Annotated in this window: 17 protein-coding genes and 2 pseudogenes; 1 reads left to right on the top strand and 18 read right to left on the bottom strand. The window is 40.5% G+C overall.

Annotation, left to right across the window (positions count from 1 at the left end; genetic code table 11):
- Window positions 1-81: 81 nt before the first annotated feature.
- Window positions 82-1,089 (top strand): annotated as a pseudogene (locus tag B6D67_RS10455) (tyrosine-type recombinase/integrase); the annotation flags it as partial.
- A 119-nt stretch (window positions 1,090-1,208) separates the two neighbouring features.
- Here B6D67_RS10455 and rpsI read toward each other — a convergent pair.
- The 18 genes and pseudogenes from rpsI to B6D67_RS09030 form a co-directional block, all read right to left on the bottom strand.
- Window positions 1,209-1,601, bottom strand: coding sequence for a 30S ribosomal protein S9 (gene rpsI, locus B6D67_RS08940; protein WP_002982716.1), 393 nt, complete (start codon window positions 1,599-1,601; stop codon window positions 1,209-1,211).
- A gap of 20 nt (window positions 1,602-1,621) precedes the next feature.
- Window positions 1,622-2,068: a 50S ribosomal protein L13 gene (gene rplM / locus B6D67_RS08945; RefSeq protein ID WP_002982710.1), complete on the bottom strand. Its 447-nt coding sequence runs from the start codon at window positions 2,066-2,068 to the stop codon at window positions 1,622-1,624.
- A 217-nt stretch (window positions 2,069-2,285) separates the two neighbouring features.
- Entirely contained in the window at window positions 2,286-2,492 is a 207-nt protein-coding gene (locus B6D67_RS08950) for a helix-turn-helix transcriptional regulator (RefSeq protein WP_002982695.1), read from the bottom strand.
- Window positions 2,489-2,995 (bottom strand): hypothetical protein, encoded by a 507-nt coding sequence (locus B6D67_RS08955; protein ID WP_002988070.1) that lies wholly within the window; start codon window positions 2,993-2,995, stop codon window positions 2,489-2,491. Before B6D67_RS08955 ends, B6D67_RS08950 begins: the two co-directional genes overlap by 4 nt.
- Window positions 2,996-3,130: 135 nt before the next feature.
- On the bottom strand, window positions 3,131-3,991 hold the full coding sequence (locus tag B6D67_RS08960) for a DegV family protein (protein ID WP_002982687.1): 861 nt from the start codon (window positions 3,989-3,991) through the stop codon (window positions 3,131-3,133).
- A gap of 96 nt (window positions 3,992-4,087) precedes the next feature.
- A complete protein-coding gene (locus B6D67_RS08965) occupies window positions 4,088-4,606 on the bottom strand; it encodes an NYN domain-containing protein (protein ID WP_002982682.1) in 519 nt (172 codons plus the stop codon).
- A 3-nt stretch (window positions 4,607-4,609) separates the two neighbouring features.
- Window positions 4,610-5,356, bottom strand: a complete 747-nt coding sequence (gene rlmB, locus B6D67_RS08970) for a 23S rRNA (guanosine(2251)-2'-O)-methyltransferase RlmB (protein WP_010922667.1) — start codon at window positions 5,354-5,356, stop codon at window positions 4,610-4,612.
- A 46-nt stretch (window positions 5,357-5,402) separates the two neighbouring features.
- Window positions 5,403-6,200, bottom strand: coding sequence for a hypothetical protein (locus B6D67_RS08975; protein WP_010922668.1), 798 nt, complete (start codon window positions 6,198-6,200; stop codon window positions 5,403-5,405).
- Window positions 6,201-6,395: 195 nt separating this feature from the next.
- The gene (locus B6D67_RS08980) at window positions 6,396-6,809 is read right to left on the bottom strand and encodes a Mini-ribonuclease 3 (RefSeq protein WP_002982672.1); all 414 of its coding nucleotides are present in this window, start codon (window positions 6,807-6,809) and stop codon (window positions 6,396-6,398) included.
- The gene (gene cysS / locus B6D67_RS08985) at window positions 6,802-8,145 is read right to left on the bottom strand and encodes a cysteine--tRNA ligase (protein ID WP_010922669.1); all 1,344 of its coding nucleotides are present in this window, start codon (window positions 8,143-8,145) and stop codon (window positions 6,802-6,804) included. Before cysS ends, B6D67_RS08980 begins: the two co-directional genes overlap by 8 nt.
- Before the next feature lie 27 nt (window positions 8,146-8,172).
- Complete coding sequence (locus tag B6D67_RS08990) at window positions 8,173-8,403, bottom strand: hypothetical protein (protein ID WP_010922670.1); 231 nt, start codon at window positions 8,401-8,403, stop codon at window positions 8,173-8,175.
- 478 nt (window positions 8,404-8,881) lie between these two features.
- Complete coding sequence (gene cysE, locus B6D67_RS09000) at window positions 8,882-9,463, bottom strand: serine O-acetyltransferase (protein WP_010922671.1); 582 nt, start codon at window positions 9,461-9,463, stop codon at window positions 8,882-8,884.
- An 8-nt stretch (window positions 9,464-9,471) separates the two neighbouring features.
- Window positions 9,472-10,224: an SseB family protein gene (locus B6D67_RS09005; RefSeq protein ID WP_010922672.1), complete on the bottom strand. Its 753-nt coding sequence runs from the start codon at window positions 10,222-10,224 to the stop codon at window positions 9,472-9,474.
- A complete protein-coding gene (gene pnp, locus B6D67_RS09010; RefSeq protein WP_010922673.1) occupies window positions 10,217-12,349 on the bottom strand; it encodes a polyribonucleotide nucleotidyltransferase in 2,133 nt (710 codons plus the stop codon). Before pnp ends, B6D67_RS09005 begins: the two co-directional genes overlap by 8 nt.
- A gap of 280 nt (window positions 12,350-12,629) precedes the next feature.
- Window positions 12,630-13,361, bottom strand: a complete 732-nt coding sequence (locus B6D67_RS09015; RefSeq protein WP_029714162.1) for a transaldolase — start codon at window positions 13,359-13,361, stop codon at window positions 12,630-12,632.
- 9 nt (window positions 13,362-13,370) lie between these two features.
- A pseudogene (locus tag B6D67_RS09020) lies at window positions 13,371-14,749 on the bottom strand (PTS ascorbate transporter subunit IIC).
- 26 nt (window positions 14,750-14,775) lie between these two features.
- Complete coding sequence (locus tag B6D67_RS09025) at window positions 14,776-15,060, bottom strand: PTS sugar transporter subunit IIB (protein ID WP_002982644.1); 285 nt, start codon at window positions 15,058-15,060, stop codon at window positions 14,776-14,778.
- The gene (locus B6D67_RS09030; protein ID WP_010922676.1) at window positions 15,053-17,113 is read right to left on the bottom strand and encodes a BglG family transcription antiterminator; all 2,061 of its coding nucleotides are present in this window, start codon (window positions 17,111-17,113) and stop codon (window positions 15,053-15,055) included. The genes B6D67_RS09025 and B6D67_RS09030 overlap by 8 nt, the downstream gene beginning before the upstream one ends.
- Window positions 17,114-17,296 lie beyond the last annotated feature (183 nt).

Here is a 17,296-nt window from a genome sequence, read left to right on the forward strand (position 1 = left end):
GCAGTCTTGCTAGGGCTTTTTTGGTAGATTACCAATTAACTAGGAGCAAAATGAGTTCGGGCTGTTTAGTAGATATTCCACAAAGAAGCCAAAGACTACGAAGCTAGGCTAATCTACCTTAAGGCTTCAGGAAACTTGGAGGAGTTCACCAAGCCAACTCATAAAACTTATAGCGAGATATTCGAGAAATGGTATCAAGCCTATCAAGATACGGTAGAGCCAACCACGGCTTCTCGTACTCTTGATCTGTTTCGACTTCACATTCTGCCAGTCATGGGAGAATTGCCCATTAACAAAACCTCCCCTTTAGACTGCTAGAACTTCATCACCGATAAAGCAAAGACCTTTAAGAATATCAAGCAAATCAAGTCCTACACTGAAAAGGTCTTTGATTTTGCCATCAAGATGAAACTGCTCAAGCATAACCCTATGGCTGAAATCATTATGCCAAAGCGGAAAAAGACACGAATAGAAAACTATTGGACGGTTCAAGAACTTCAGGAGTTTTTAGCCATAGTACTTCAGAAAGAGCCTTACAAGCACTACGCACTATTTCGGCTACTAGCTTATAGCGGCAGCTATGCGCTCTTAAATGGGCTAATATAGACACTAAGCGTCAATAAGAGCCTAGGACGATTAGACGGACAGGCAATCGAAAAAAGCACTAAAAATGATTTCTCAGTAAGAAAGATTAAGCTAGACAGCGAAACTATTTCTATTCTGCAAGAATGGAAAGCCATCAGCCAAAAAGAAAAGACACAACTAGCAGTTGCACCTCTTTCAATTAAGTCTGACTTTATATTTACATACTGTACTAGAGAAGGGAGTATTGAACCACTTCATGCAGACTATATTAACAATATCTTATCAAAGGTCATTAAGCAACATAGTCTTAAAAAAATAAGTCCTCACGGCTTCAGGCATACCCATGCAACCCTGATGATTGAGATTGGAGTTGACCCAGTAAATACAGCCAAAAGGTTAGGACATGCTAGTAGTCAAATGACTCTTGATACATACAGTCATGCTACTGCAGTCGGAGAAGACAAATCAATCAAACAATTTGCTAACTGTCTCAAAAATAACTAAATAAACGTATTAAACCAAGTCAAAAGTTTTCCGAAACGGTATCAAAAGCAAAAAACGACAAAAAAAGCACCTTGCAAGAGACTTGCAAAATGCTTGTAATCGTTGATGTAAAGCTGTTCTTAACGTTTTGAGAATTGTGAAGCTTTACGAGCTTTCTTAAGACCTGGTTTTTTACGTTCAACCATACGTGCGTCACGTGTAAGAAGGCCAGCGCGTTTCAATGAATCGCGGAAGTCTGGGTCTACTTGAAGAAGCGCACGAGCGATACCATGACGGATCGCACCTGATTGTCCACCGTAACCACCACCAACAACGTTAACGAAAACGTCGTATGAACCTTCAGTTGATGTAACTGCAAAAGGTTGGTTGATGATCAAACGTAAGTCAGCATGTGGGATGTATTCTTCTACATCTTTTTTGTTAACAGTGATTTTACCAGTACCTGGAACCAAACGAACGCGTGCAACAGCGTTTTTACGACGGCCAGTACCTGCATATTGTGCTTGTGCCATTATTTAATGCTCCTTTCCTCTTAGATAAGTCCTGAGATGTCAAGTACTTCTGGTTGTTGTGCTGCGTGAGTATGCTCACCGCCAACGAAGACTTTCAATTTCATACCTTGTGCACGTCCAAGAGTGTTATGTGGAAGCATGCCTTTAACTGATTTTTCAATCAAGCGAACTGCGTTTTTAGAGCGAAGTTCACCAGCAGTGATTGATTTCAAACCACCTGGGTACATTGAGTGAGTGTAGTAAACTTTATCAGTTGCTTTTTTACCAGTTAATTTAACTTTTTCAGCGTTGATAACGATAACAAAATCACCTGTATCAGTATGTGGTGTGAAAGTTGGTTTGTTTTTTCCGCGAAGTACGCTAGCAACTACTGCAGAAAGACGTCCAAGTGGCACATCAGTTGCGTCAACAACGTACCATTTGCGTTCAACTTGGCCTGGTTTAGCCATGAAAGTTGTTTTGTTCATGATTTCTCCTATACGAATTCGTAATATTTGTTTACAAGGTGATGGGTGTTCCGTCCCATCGAAGGTATTTGGAAGGTTCCGGGGCCTTTCAAATGGGGTAAACAATACCGCCTACTATGATATCAAACTTAAGAGGCTCCAGTCAAGTGCTTTAGCTGATTTTATTGGATTATTTTTTCTTTCGATTTAGGAGAATGGCAGAGCTGCTCTGCTGGTGTTAACGAGAATCATCAGCTTCCCAAAAAAGGTCATCTAAAGTCTTATCAAGCACTCGACAAATGGCAATGCAAAGATTAATCGTTGGGTTGTAATCACCTTTTTCAACAGCCGCAATGGTTTGTCTGGAGACGCCTACCAAATCTGCTAGAGCTTGTTGAGACAAATCTTTGCCTGCACGCGCTGCTTTTAATTTGAGGTTCTTCATTCATCTGCCTCTTTAGCATCCAGATAATGACGATAGAAAATACTAGCTCCCATACTAAGGTTACAATATGTCGTTTGAACTGCCAACCCTCCCCAAAGAGCCAATGTAAAGAGGAAGCTTGCAGATACCAGTCCCTCTGTGAATCGGCTAATAAAGAGTGACAGCCAGATAACCACAATCATAAACCAAAACCCAATAGTGTATCCTTTGAGAAGAATCTGTTTTTGGCGTTCATCATATTTGGGCAACTTCTGATCGTCCCTTACCTTAGAATCTAGTACTTCCTTGCTGTCTAGTCTCGTTTGGAGCTTTTTCGCTGTCTTTAGCCCCCATACCAACAATATGAGAAAGCTAGTCAATACAAAAGCTACGCCTCCAACTAAGTAACGTTGAAAACTGGTCTTAGCCAGTAATGTTGCTACTATCACAACTAGATCCATCACTGCTGTTATGACAATGAAACCCCATTGTGACTTAGCGAGATTTTGTTTGCTATCAAACATGATTCGTTTCTCCTTTAAATCTTTATATGACATAATATAAATTATTTTGGATATTTTGTCAAATATATTTTACATAATTGATTGACTTAAGCAGCAAAAAAGGATTGAGGATTTCTCTTCAATCCTTATAAGGGATTAACGGGAATTCTGCCCAATCACAAAAACTGCCAGGGTGTTAGGACCAACGTGAGCTGAGATAACTGGTCCTAGTGGCATCATAAGAACATCGCTAATATTCTCATGCGCCAGCAGCTCTTCTCGTAACTTTTCGGCACTACCCTGATCGCTTGTATAAGAGACAATAACCGTCGAATCCGCAATATCTTTTTCCACTTGAGCCACCATTTCTTTGATGGCTTTTTGGCGTCCCCGAATTTTTGCAATGGGCACCAATTTCCCTTCCTCATCAATCCACAAAAGAGGTTTGATACTGGCTAAACTGCCTAGAAAAGCTGAACCTTTTGACAGACGCCCACCACGCATCAAATGAAAAAGATCATCTACTAAGAAATAGGTGCGCAGTCGAGGGATCACTGCTTCAACAATATCTTTAGTCTCCAGTAAATTTTTGCCACTATCTCTGGCTTCTGCTGCTAAAATGGTTAGATAGCCTTCTCCTCCTGCAGCAGCCAAGGTATCAACAATTTCAATCACCGCATCGGGATAATCTTCTCGAACAAGATCGCGTGCCATTAGAGCGCTTTGATAGGTACCCGATAAAACCGAAGAAAAAGCAAGATAAAGCAGTGCTTTGTTGTTCCTAGCATGTTCACGAAAAACCTTCTCAAACTCTCCCACATTAATCTGACTGGTTTGAGGATGACTGCCAGCTTTCATCTTTTTCAAAAGGTAATCACTACTAATACGGTTAGGACCGACCGTTTCATAAACCTCTCCATCGCACAAAATCGTTAATCCTATAAGGACAATATCATGATCTTCTGCCCAGGTTTGATTCAAATCAGCGGTTGAATCTGTCATTATTGTAAAGGTCATTCTTACTTCTCCTCATCCAGTTTTTTAGTTTGATAATCAAATAATTATTGTTTTATTTTATCAAAAAAACCCGCACTTGGCGAGTCGTAATTCTCATTATCGATCTAACTGAGACATAAAATCCTTCAATTGAATAAGCTGTCCTTGGTCAAAAGGCCGCAGTTTAGGCGTTTTGAGATCAATATCTCTAGACATTTTATCTAAATCAGCTTTGACAGTATGAACTCTTTGCTCTAATTCTCTTGCAGTGACACGAAGAGCTCCTTGAGAAAAAATCGTCCATTGTTCATTTAAATCACTCGTAGCTACTTCTACCATATGTATAGCCGTATTTAACTCTGCTGCCATGCGCTCAATGTAGCTATCTGCTGTTTCGTCTTCCTCTGTAAATACCACTGAGATATAATACTGGTCATATCGTTGCCTTAACCCCGGTACATATTGGGCATCAAAAACACAAATAATATTAATATTCTCAAAATGGGCATAATGATTAAGTTTTGTTAAAAGTGTGTTACGTGCCTGATCAAGCTGATTTGTCTTAAACAACTGACGGGTTGATTGCCAAAAGGCAATCATATTATACCCATCTACTAATAATATCCGTTTTTTCATAATTTAGCGCCTATTTCGGAAAACTTCATACATGAGAATAGCTGCCGCTACGCTAGCATTTAAGCTCTGTACGTGACCATTCATAGGAATCGTAATCATTTCATCAACTTGCTTTTTGATATTGGTAGAGATGCCTTTACCTTCGTTACCAATGACTAAAGCAAGTTTACCATTAGTGTTCCAGCAATCAGACGGTGTTCCATTCATGTCTGTGCCAAAAATCCAGAATCCTCTTGCTTTCAATTTATCTAGAGTTTGACTAAGGTTAGTTACTCTCGCTATCGGAATATGTTCAACAGCACCTGTAGACGTCTTTGAAACCACTGGAGTCACACCAACAGAACGATGTTTAGGAATAATCACTCCACATACATTTGTAGCATCAGCTGTCCGTAAAATCGATCCTAAATTATGAGGATCTGTCAGACCATCTAAAATAAGAATCAAAGGATTTGCTTCTTGCTCTGCTATTTCGAGGATCTCATCAACATCAGTATAGGCAAAAGCTGATACTCTCAGAACAAAACCTTGATGCACAGCTCCATCAGTCATTTGTGACAAGGTTTTTTTAGGCGTCCATGAAATAGCGACCTTTTTTTGTGTCGCTAAGCTTTTGATGTTATCCACTTTCTTTCCTCTTAAATCCTCTTGGATATAAAGCTTATTTCCTGTATTTGCTTGAAGGCTTTCTGTAACGGCATGAACACCATAGACGATATCGTTTGTTTCAATAGTATCTTTATCTTCCATGAGTTTATTATACCATGAATGCTTCAAAATAAATGCATAGACTCTTTTATTTTCGTCTAGATACTTTTTGAATAGCTATAAATAAACCTGCAGCTAAACTGACTACTAGACCTAATAAGACCCAAGGGAATCCTCTTTTTGAAGTAGGTTTTACTTCCTCTTTGTCCACTAGCATTTTTGTCTTGTTGCTACCGTTTTTTTGGCTATTACTAGCAGTTGGTGTAAGTTTCTCATTTTTAGTAGATCGCTTTAAGGAAGTTGATCGATGATTAGTAGCTGATCTGAAAGGATTTGAAGTAGAATCTATTTCTTGGTTAGCTGATTGATTTGTTTGAGCTTTTGTGTCTACATCGACTGAATTCGTCATTGCTTTAGAAGTATCCTTTTGTTGCATATTAGTTGGTGTTTTTCTAGCTTTGTTTTGATCAAAATGAACAGTTCCTGATTGACCAGTTACTGCCTTTTCTTGAGTATGAACGGTGACAGTTACATGATAGTCACCACTCTTTTGTCCAGTTAAATCAAACCAAGCTGTAAAACGACGCTGTTGCGCTGCCATAGTATATACCCAACTATTAATAGTATTATCACTAGCGTCTTTAAGTGTTATCGTTGCCTGAGTTGGTTGTCTGACAGGTTGATCTGTGGTGACTGTAGCATCAATATAAGGTTCTGTTCCACGCATACTGGCTTCAACACTGACCTGACTAATAGTTGATTCAGCTATAACATTATCAGTGTGCTGATCTTGTGCATACACAGATATGGCTTTGCCAGAAGTCCCCAGCAAACCAATAAGTAAAGCTAGTGATAATAAGCTAATTGTTTTTTGCATAGTTGTCATAATAAATATCTCCTCTTTAAATTAATCTTACCCTCTCATTATAAACTATTCGAAAATGATTTCATTATTTTTATGTCTTTTTTGTTACAAATGTATCTTTTTTATATCATTATGTCTTTTTGATGTCATAAAAAGACTTAATGGCTCTCTACCTTTACTTCAGACCTATGAAAATAAGAGTCTCCTAGGGGACTCTTATGAGGATATCAATTGTTGCTTTTCTACATACTCAATACACCATCTGATCAATTCTTCTAACCGCTCTTTTTGGCCCATCATATCAAGATAACCCATAATGGCTTCAAAACCTGTCGACATACGATAGGTAATAATATCGGCATTCTTAGCTTTAGTATGGCTATTGGTATTGCGACCACGCTTATAGATGTCTTCTTCTTTTTCGGTCAATAGCTGCGCTTCTAACATAGCCTGAATCAAGTTGGCTTGTGCCTTAGCAGAAACATATCTCGTTGCTAAACGGTGTAGCTGGCTAGGTTTCGTTTTACCTTGAAAAATGAGATGACGACGAACATAGTAGGAATAAACCGCATCCCCTTCAAAGGCTAGGGCAATGCCATTAATCAAATTCACATCAACTGGATTAGTCACGCAGCCACCTCACACCATCTTTGGTATCTAGCAGCTTGATGCCTTGAACTGCTAACTGATCTCGAATGGCATCAGCTGTGGCAAAATCACGATTCGCGCGTGCTTCTTGTCGCTTGGCAATCAAGGCTTCAATGTCAACCTCAAGCACCTCTTCTTCAAAGATAATGCCAAAAACAGCTAACATTTTCTCAAAAGCGCTTTTAACAGGTTCTGTATAGGAGCCAGAATTAATCCACTTGGCCATGTCAAATACGACGGTAATCCCATTTGCTGTATTGAAATCATCGTCCATAGCGTCTTGGAAAGCTATTACAAACTGTTTTAGCTCTTGCTCATCTGCAGTTTCTGTCAGCGGTTGTTGCAAGGTGTTTTTAAGATACTTCAGATTGATTTCCGCATCATGAATAGTCTTTTCAGTGAAGTTAATTGGTTTTCGGTACTGTTGTGTCGCAAGAAAGAATCGCAAAACCTGACCATCAACGGTTTGTAACATGTCATGAACGGTCACAAAATTACCTAGTGACTTGGACATTTTTTCGTTATCAACAGTGACAAACCCATTGTGCATCCAATAGTTAGCAAAAGTCTTGCCTGTTTTGGCCTCAGATTGGGCAATTTCATTGGTATGATGAGGAAATTCCAAATCAGCTCCGCCACCATGAATATCAATGGTATCACCAAGAATTTCAGTAGCCATCACAGAACATTCAATGTGCCAGCCTGGACGACCAAACCCCCAGGGGCTATCCCAAGAAACCTCACCTGCCTTAGCTGATTTCCAAAGAGCAAAGTCCAGTGGATTTTCTTTTAAAGCTGTCTCAGCATCTGTTCGACCACTGGCTCCAACTTCAAGTTCTGACAGGGTTTTATTAGCTAGCTTGGCATAATGCTCTGACTTTTCCACGCGGAAATACACATCTCCATCTGCTTCGTAAGCAAAATCTTTTTCAATGAGACTTTCAACAAATGAAATGATTTCTGCTATATAATCCATAACACGAGGATTTTGTGTGGCTGGCTTAACACCAAGTGCCTTGGTATCTTCTATAAAAGCTGCAATAAAGCGATCTGACAATTCTTTAGGAGAAACACCTGCTTGAGTAGCAGCCTTGATAATTTTATCATCGACATCGGTAAAATTGGAAATGTAATTGACCTGATAGCCAGTATACTCAAAATAACGTCGAATGGTGTCAAAAGCGACCGCTGATCTAGCATTTCCAATATGAATATAATTATAGACCGTCGGTCCACAAACGTATATATTGACTGTATTTTCAGTCAAAGGTACAAACTTGCGGAGCGAACGGGTCATGGTATCATAAATTTTAATCATGTAAACTCCTTATTCAATAGTCTGGCATTAGTTGTCATCTTGATATCCTAAGTCTTTTTCTGAAATGCTGTTCCACCTTTTCAACAATTTAATATTAATAACCAAACCTATTAACCAAAATAGGGTCAAAATGAAGTATATAATCGCTTTAACCATGTCTTGTCTCAGTAAAAAGATTAGACTAGCCACCAGTGTAATACTAGAAACAAGAATAGACAAACTCATAATGACATACAGCCCAACTCTTATTTTATTCATGAGGCTCCTTTATTAACGAAAAACCTTCACAACCTGTGAAGGCTTCAGAAAGTAGACAAACCCACTTTTATGCTCAAAAAGCATGAATAGATCTGCTGATTTGACATCAGGTTTCCTATTTCTGCATGTGGGGTGAGCCAAAACAGCTGCTTTTTGTTGTGGTAAAAGTGGTATCAATACTGACAGTGATGCCCATACAGATTTTTGAGACCTTAGGCTCAAAACTAAGGCATGGAATTCCAAAGGAAGTCGCTGCCGTAAGCACCACCTGAGAAAAAGTATCACAATAGACTGTTTCTTCAGTCTAAGACTTGCTTAGTTGATGCTCTTTTACGTGTTTTTTGTATTTTGTAACATTCCCATATCACTACACTCAGCAACCAAACTGATAGGGCTAGCTAAGTTCAACATTACTCTACTAGAAAGTCCCAAAATATTTTATCGGAAGTCATCAGTGCTTCTTTTTGTTATTTTCCGATCATTTTGACAACTGATAAGAGACCTCTCGTTGTTTTTGTAAACTTTGAATTTGACGATTATCTTTTTGCCCATGCACTCGTACTATCTTAGCTGGCACACCTACAACTGTCACGTCTTCAGGAACATCTGATAACACAACAGCTGCTGCCCCTACTTTAGCATTTGCTCCGATGTCAATAGGTCCAATCACTTGGGCATGTGCCGAAATTAAGGCACCTTGTCGAACCGTTGGATGACGCTTGCCACAATCTTTTCCGGTTCCACCTAGGGTCACCCCATGATAAAGCATCACACCTTTTTCAACAATTGCTGTCTCTCCAATAACAAGACCAGCACCATGGTCAATGAAGACTCCAGGAGCGATTTGTGCTCCAGGATGGATTTCAATTTGTGTCCAAAATCGCCAAAATTGGCTATGCATTCTGGCTAGTAATTTAAAATGATGTCGCCAAAGAAAATGAGACAAACGATGAGCAGCTAGGGCTTTGATGCCTGGATAAGTTAGGATAACCTCAAGACTATTACGAGCAGCTGGGTCTAGAGCTTTAACAATAGCTATACTTTCTTTCCACCAACCCATACTAACTCCTACGACTTATCTAATTCTGACCAATCAACAAGAATTTGTTGGTCATCAAAAGGATTGATGGCGACACCGAACGTTTCATCAAGCTCGTTTTCACCATTTCTTGGTTGATAAATATCATCAATCGTCCAAGTCAGAATCACTCCTTCAGCTTTCCTGAAAAGGCCTCCAAAATCGTCTTGGTTGTACCATTTCGCAAAGCTTTGAAGATTTGAAAAGGCGGGAACATAGCTTTTTCCTTCAGGCGTTGACATGGTAGGAAAAAGGCGGTCGTAATGGTTATTATCTTTAGGATAAACAAAGGCAGGAACAAGGTAAACCTTTTCCATCGTATCTGCCGCCACATTGTCATCACTCATAAGCGTATTTAACACAGTGGTGTAATGGTTCATAAATTGAATCATATCACTGCTTTTGAAAATGGTAGAATTCCCAAAATCTCCCTTTTTCTTAAGGTTAAAGATAAGACCTGCTGCACCAGATGTAATGACTTCTTCTAGCACTGCAAGAGCTGAACGCTCCAGCCAATACTGACTTTGAGCACTCTTTTGTTCTTCTTTAAAGCGAGCCATATCTTCCTTATCGGTAAAAACAGGGGTAACCTTGACACCTTCGACTTCTATCACGTAGGGTTCTTTAGCAGCCCAGACAGGAAAATTATGGAAAGCGTTGACAAGCGCAAGGCTATCCAAAAAGTTATCAGGCGCATTGATAAAAGCTCTTAAGCGAATATCTAATTCATTTGATTTAGTCATGTTTTTCTTCTTTTTTCTCTGGTTTTGGTGGGCGTGGAATCAAAGCTTTCATTGAGGCATCCACACGACCCTTCTCATCAATCTTAATGACCTTAACATCAACGTCTTCACCCACTTCAAGGACATCTGACACGTTGGTCGTTCTCGTCCAGGCAATTTCAGAAATGTGAACAAGAGCATCTGTCTTGTCAAAGAGGTTGACAAAGGCACCAAATTTCTCAATACGGACAACCTTAGCATGGTAAACTTCGCCTACCTTAGCTTCACGAACAAGACCTGCAATAATTTCTTTAGTGCGGTCAATGGCAGCTTGGTCACTTGAGTAGATAGAGACATTTCCTTCGTCATCAATATCAATTTTGACACCCGTTTCGGCAATAATCTTGTCAATAGTTTCGCCACCTTTACCGATAACCACTTTGATTTTGTCTACGTCAATCTTGATGGTGTCAATTTTCGGTGCAGTTGGGGCTAACTCAGGACGTGGTTCAGCGATAGTTGCTTCAATCACATCAAGGATTTCAAAGCGAGCTTTTTTAGCTTGTGCAAGAGCTTCTTCTAGGATTTGAGGGGTAATTCCTGCAATCTTAATATCCATTTGAAGGGCTGTAATCCCTTCACGAGTTCCTGCCACTTTAAAGTCCATATCTCCAAAGTGGTCTTCAAGACCTTGGATATCGGTCAAGACTGTATAATTCGTCCCATCGGAAATGAGACCCATGGCAATCCCTGCCACAGGCGCTTTAATCGGCACACCACCAGCCATTAGGGCAAGGGTCCCAGCACAGATAGAAGCCTGAGAAGACGAACCGTTAGATTCTAGAACTTCGGCAACTAAACGAATAGCATAAGGAAACTCTTCTAAGCTTGGCAAGACTTGTTCAAGAGCGCGTTCACCTAAGGCACCGTGTCCAATTTCACGACGACCAGCAGCTCCGTAACGACCCGTTTCACCAACTGAATATTGCGGGAAATTGTAGTGATGCAAAAAGCGTTTTTTGTACTCTGGGGCCAGACCATCAATGATTTGAGTTTCTCCCATTGGTGCCAAAGTCAAAACTGACAAGGCCTGCGTTTGACCGCGCGTAAAAAGACCTGATCCATGTACTTTTGGCAAGAAGTCAACCACAGCATCAAGCGGACGAATTTCGTCAATCTTACGACCATCAGGACGAATCTTGTCTTCTGTAATGAGGCGGCGCACCTCAGCATGCTCCATTTGTTCAAGGATTTCTGCCACGTCACGCATAATGGTTGCTAGGTTTTCGTCTTCTGCGTAACGCTCTTCGTATTCAGCCTTAACCATTTCTTTAACGGCTTCTGTGGCTGCTTCACGCGCTTTTTTCTCTTCAACTTGAACAGCTTTTTGCAGTTGAGCATTGTACTTAGCCACAATATCAGCTTGTAAGTCTACATCAACCTGTAACAGTTCAACCTCAGCTTTTTCTTTACCAACAACTGCTACGATTTGTTCTTGGAAGGCAATTAATTCTTGAATAGCTTGGTGACCTTTTAAAAGAGCCTCAAGCATGATGTCTTCTGATAATTCTTTGGCACCAGACTCAACCATATTGATGGCTTCTTTGCTACCAGCAACAGTTAATTCTAAGAGTGATGCTTCCATCTGTTCTTTATCTGGGTTAATGATGAACTCGCCATCAATATAGCCAACTTGAACACCTGCAATCGGTCCATTAAATGGAATATCTGAGATTGACAAGGCCAGAGATGAGCCAAACATCGCTGCCATTGGAGCGCTAGCATTTTCATCATAAGAAAGGACAGTGTTAATCACTTGTACTTCGTTACGAAAACCTTCGGCAAACATGGGACGAATCGGGCGGTCAATCAAGCGAGCTGTCAAGGTCGCATCTGTTGAAGGGCGTCCCTCACGTTTCATGAAACCTCCTGGGAATTTACCAGCGGCATACATTTTTTCTTCGTAATTAACTTGAAGGGGGAAGAAATCACCCGTTGCCATTTTCTTAGACATAACAGCTGCGGTCAGGACAGTTGAGTCGCCATAACGAACAACGGTTGCCCCATTGGCTTGCTTAGCGACTTGACCAACTTCAACAACAAGGGGTTTCCCTGCAAATGTTGTTGTAAAGGTTTGTTTTGACATATATTCTCCTTTTAATTTTCAGAGGGGTAAAGAGGTACCTGTTCTCTGCTTAGATTCAGTTGTTATACGTTGTTTTGCTACAAAAAGCAACCTGCCACGCTTGTCACACGCTCCTCTTTGTATCAAACGACGTATCTGCTACATTTTACCATAAAATACTAGAAATTTCACTGTCAGATCGCAATCTCTTGAAATGTCCTTGAAAAATATTAAACGAAACTTATACTCTTTAACAAAGCAAAAAAAAGCAGGTTGGTATGCCTGCTTTCGTCTCCTAATATTAATGATTGTAATCCTCTAAAATTTTAAAGCCGAGGCTGGTACTGTCTTTCAGAAACATTTGCACGGTTTCAAGGGAATAGTCTTCTAAATCTTTTCCTTGAAGAGGCAACTTGGCAATCAAATCAGTGGTACAAGTGATAATGTCCACGCCTAGCTGATCAGCTTGATAGATATTATAAGTTTCACGAGGACTAGCCCACAACAATTCGACCCCTTCTTTTTGACGACAAATGCGTAGAGCTTCTTCCATGATTGGCATTGGGTCAACGCCGGTATCTGCAATACGACCAGCAAAAACAGACACAATAGCTGGAACTCGAGCGGTTAAATGATCAACCACAGCTTGAGTCTGCTCAATTGTAAAAATGGCTGTGACGTTTAACTTAATGCCTTTGGCTGACAACTTTTGAATGAGGGGACAGGTTGATTCTCCTGTTGAAGTGGTGACTGGAATTTTCACATAGATATTGTCACCTAGACTGGCAATTTTCTCAGCTTCCTTTTCCATGCTTGCGAGATCATCCGCAAAGACTTCAAAGGACACTGGGTAGTCTGTAATTTTGGCAAGCACTTCTTTGGCAAAGCCAATATAAGAACTGATGCCTGCTTTTTTCATCAAACTTGGATTGGTTGTAAAGCCTGTGACCAAACCTGTTTGTAAATCCTTTAACATGGTCTCTAAGACCGCACCGTCTGAAAAGACTTTAACGTTTAGTTTTTTTGTCATCATATCCTCCTTTTAGATTTCTACTGAAACATTATTGATGGCTTCTTGAGATTTTGACAGAAAGTTTGGAAGCACCAATACAATAGCAAGCACAGCAACCACCAAGTAAATACCGATTTGACCAATCGACGTTCCTAAGCGGCCCAGTAAAATCCCTAAAACACCGAAATCCACATCTCCAAAGGTCGTGTTTGAAAAACCAAGTTTACCAAGTACAGGTAGAAGCATGGCTGGCAAGAAGGCGAGTAATAAGCCATTAGCGAAGCACCAATCATCGCACCGCGACGACCACCTGTTGAATTTCCAAAAATCTCTGCTGTTGCACCGCAGAAGAAATGAGGCACCATACCTGGGATAATCAGGACACCACCTGCAACTCCTAAAATCAACATCCCAAGTAAGCCACCAACGAAACTTGACGCAAAACCGATGATAACAGCGGTTGGCGCATAAGGGAAGAATACCGCACAATCCACGGCTGGAATAGCATTTGGAATTAATTTGTTAGCAATACCTTGGAAGGCTGGAATCAAGTCAGCCAAAATCATGCGAACACCAGCGTAGACAATTGCCACACCAACCGCAAAGGTAAGACCACTCTTAATGGCAAAAATAAATGGGTTTTGACCTGCTGCTAATTCTTCTGCTACTGAAGCATTCCTCAAAACAGAAGCCACTGTTGCCACCAAGTAGAAAATCACCATGATAAGTCCTGTTGAAATGGTGGTGTTGCGCAAGAAACTCCATTTTTCAGAAATCTGAAGGTCTTCGGTATCTTTACTGTCTTTGCCAACCTTGCTACCAACCCAGGCAGAAAGGTAATAGCCCAAACTACCAAAGTGTCCCATAGCGATTTCATCTCCGTCAGTCACTTTCAGAGTATACTGTTGACCAATGGCTGGCGAAATAGCTGACCAAGCTCCCAAGAGGAACCCATCTAAGATAATCAAAAGACTTCCTTTGAAACCAACAGCTCCAAGCACGGCGGACAAGAGACAAGCCATAAAGAAGCTGTGATGTCCTGTTAAGAAAATGTATTTGAAGCGGGTAAAACGAGCAAAAGCCAAATTGAGCAATAACCCAACCACCAAGATGGACATAGTTTCCACACCCAGAATCTTTTGAGCGACAGAAGTGACGGCTTCGTTATTTGGCACTACGCCAGTGATGCTAAAACCGTGCTCAATGAGTTTGGCAAGAGGGTCCAAATTGGTCACAATAACACCCGCCCCTGCAACAAGCATAAGGTATCCCAAAATCGGCCCCAAGGTTCCTGTCAACACCTTATGAGCAGGTGTTTTCAAAGCCACCAACCCTGCAAAGGCAATCAAGCCCATTAAAAATGCAGGTTCTTTTAAAATATCTCGAATAAATGATAATAATGCTTCCATAGTATCTTCCTATTTCCTTTAAAGGCTTATTCCTTGCCACTCATTTCCTTGAGAACCGGAACCAAATCTTCTTCAATTTTTTTACGATTGGTATAGCTTTTAACGATACAAACCTTGGCATCCTCTGGAAAAATATCTTTAAATTCTTTAACGGTAACAAACAAATCTGCACCCTTTCCAACAGCCGCATTGGAATCACAGGATTCTGCATCCACATCAATACCCAAACTAGAGGCGATAGCTTCTACTTTCATGCGAAGTAACAAGCTACTACCAATACCGTTTCCACAAACCGTTACAATTTTAATCATGTGATTCGTCTCCTTTTTCAATCATATGGCTAATCAGACTCATTATTTCCTCAGTATTCTTAGCCTCAATTAATTGCTCAATATGTTCATCATCATCTAAAATCAACGACAGTTCCTGCAAAGCCTTCAAATGTGAACTAGAATCCACAGCAGACAAAACAAAAATCAATTGCACTTGCTTGTCTGGATCACCTTCTTGCTTCAAATCAAAGCTGACAGGTTCTTTTAGTTGTAAGAGAGACATGCCTAACTGCCGCGTTCCTTTTTCAGGCGCCGCATGAGGAACAGCCACCTTAGGGGCTAAAACAATATAGGCCCCAAGCTCATTGACCGAATCAATCATGCCATCGATATAAGATGTTTCAATCATCTGGTGTTCTAGTAAAGGCTGAGCAGCCAAACGAATCGCTTCCTGCCAATCCGAAACAGCATCAGCCTGCCTAATAAAATCTGCTGTTAACAAGTCCAATAGTCCTAGACCTCCTTTTTCAATCGTTAAATGGTTACCAATCAGGTAACGGGATAAATCACTAACAAGTCCTTCTTTATTAGTAATCGTGGTATGTTTATGAATAATACTCAACAGATCATCCAAAGCGAATTGCTCTGACAAGGGAAGATGAAAGTCATCACAGACCATCTTTTTCAACATCATTTTTTCAACAGGTCCCATCAAAGCTTGCGTCACATAAACAGGTTTAGCACAGTCAAAAGCTACTGTTGAAAAAATCAAATCAAAGGATGCTGGATCCAACAACTTTATTTTGTCCAGCTGGTGAATCCTAATAAACTGTAGCTGTGGAAAAAGTTCCTTCAAGGTTGCCTCCAACATCAGAGACGAACTAATGCCATTAGGGCAAACAGATAAGGCTACCAGCTGATTGCTTGGCCTCTTCTTAGGGGCCTGCAACCATCTCCCAAAATGAATGGTAAAATAAGCAACCTCATCTTCATTAACTGATTTCCCCAATTGTTTTTCTAGAGGAGAAAGGCTGCGCTTGACCAAGTAAAAGAGAGATTCATAATCTTGTTTGATTTGTTCCTTCAAAGGATTGGTCAAGTTAATGTCGTAGTAAAGTCGGTAATAAGCTGGCAAAAGGTGACTGTATAGGTTCTGACGAAGTTCTGGGGTATCGGTGATAGACAATCCCGTGTTAACCGCCACCGAATTGATGATTTCCTCCATAATGTCATAAATAGGTTGCTGAAAGACTAACTCTAAGTCACCTTGGATACAACCAAGTAACCTAGATTGAACCAAATATTTTTCTTCGGTTAGACTGGGGAAGTTGACCAATAACTGGTCCACCATCGTTTCAACAGCTGGCGAAGCTAAAGGAAAAGTATCCACTGCTTCAGCCCTTACGTTCCGTGAAAATGGTCGATGAGCGAGAAGGCAGAAAAAATAAATCAAATCCCTCAATTTCTCCGAAATAAAAGTTAAGTGGTTCTCCCTGCTCAGTTCCTCCAACGTTGCTGCCATCACCTTTTTCTGGTCGGGCAAACCAAGTTCATGCAATAAGTAACTGAACACCCAAGGTCCAGATGTGACTTGCAAAAGAGAACTGACCGCTGATTCTAAGAGACGCCGCAAGGCTAAGGGTTCTCCTTCAAAAAAATAACCATCCTGGCGATTGTAAGCTAAAGTTACCTGAAAAGCTTGTACCCGATCACGCACCAAGTTTAAATCAGCAATAACAGAATTTCTGCTGAGCCGTAACAAGCTTTCCAAGTGGTTAATGGAGATAAATTCTTTAGCCATCATGATGTAAATGATAATCATATCCAGACGCTCATCTTGAAAGAGATAGTCGTCTAAGGTAGGTAGCATGCGATTCAACAAGTCCTTTTCAGTAAGGTCTGGCGGATAAACCAGCTGCCTGTCCAGAGCAATAAGGGGTAACTGATAGAGTGACAACGTGTCATTGATTTTAGCAATATCTGCCAGTATATGACGTTTGCTTGCCTTTAAAATGGATTCAAATGCCTCCAGTGAATGTCCTTTATATTTAGAAAAGAGTTGATAGTTTCTGATGAGCTCATGAGATAGCATGTCATCTCCTCCTATAATGTCAGTATAAAATGAAGCGTTTTCATTTTCAAGATAAATTGAGTCCAATTGTCTCATGTCATTTTTGACTGCAATTGGACTCAACAGGTGATATCATTGTAACAAGTTCCTCAAAAGGTGGTCAAAAATAGGCAAATCTGGGAATTGATTCCCTTTTTCTTCATG

Source organism: Streptococcus pyogenes, assembly GCF_002055535.1.
Taxonomy (GTDB): Bacteria; Bacillota; Bacilli; order Lactobacillales; family Streptococcaceae; genus Streptococcus; species Streptococcus pyogenes.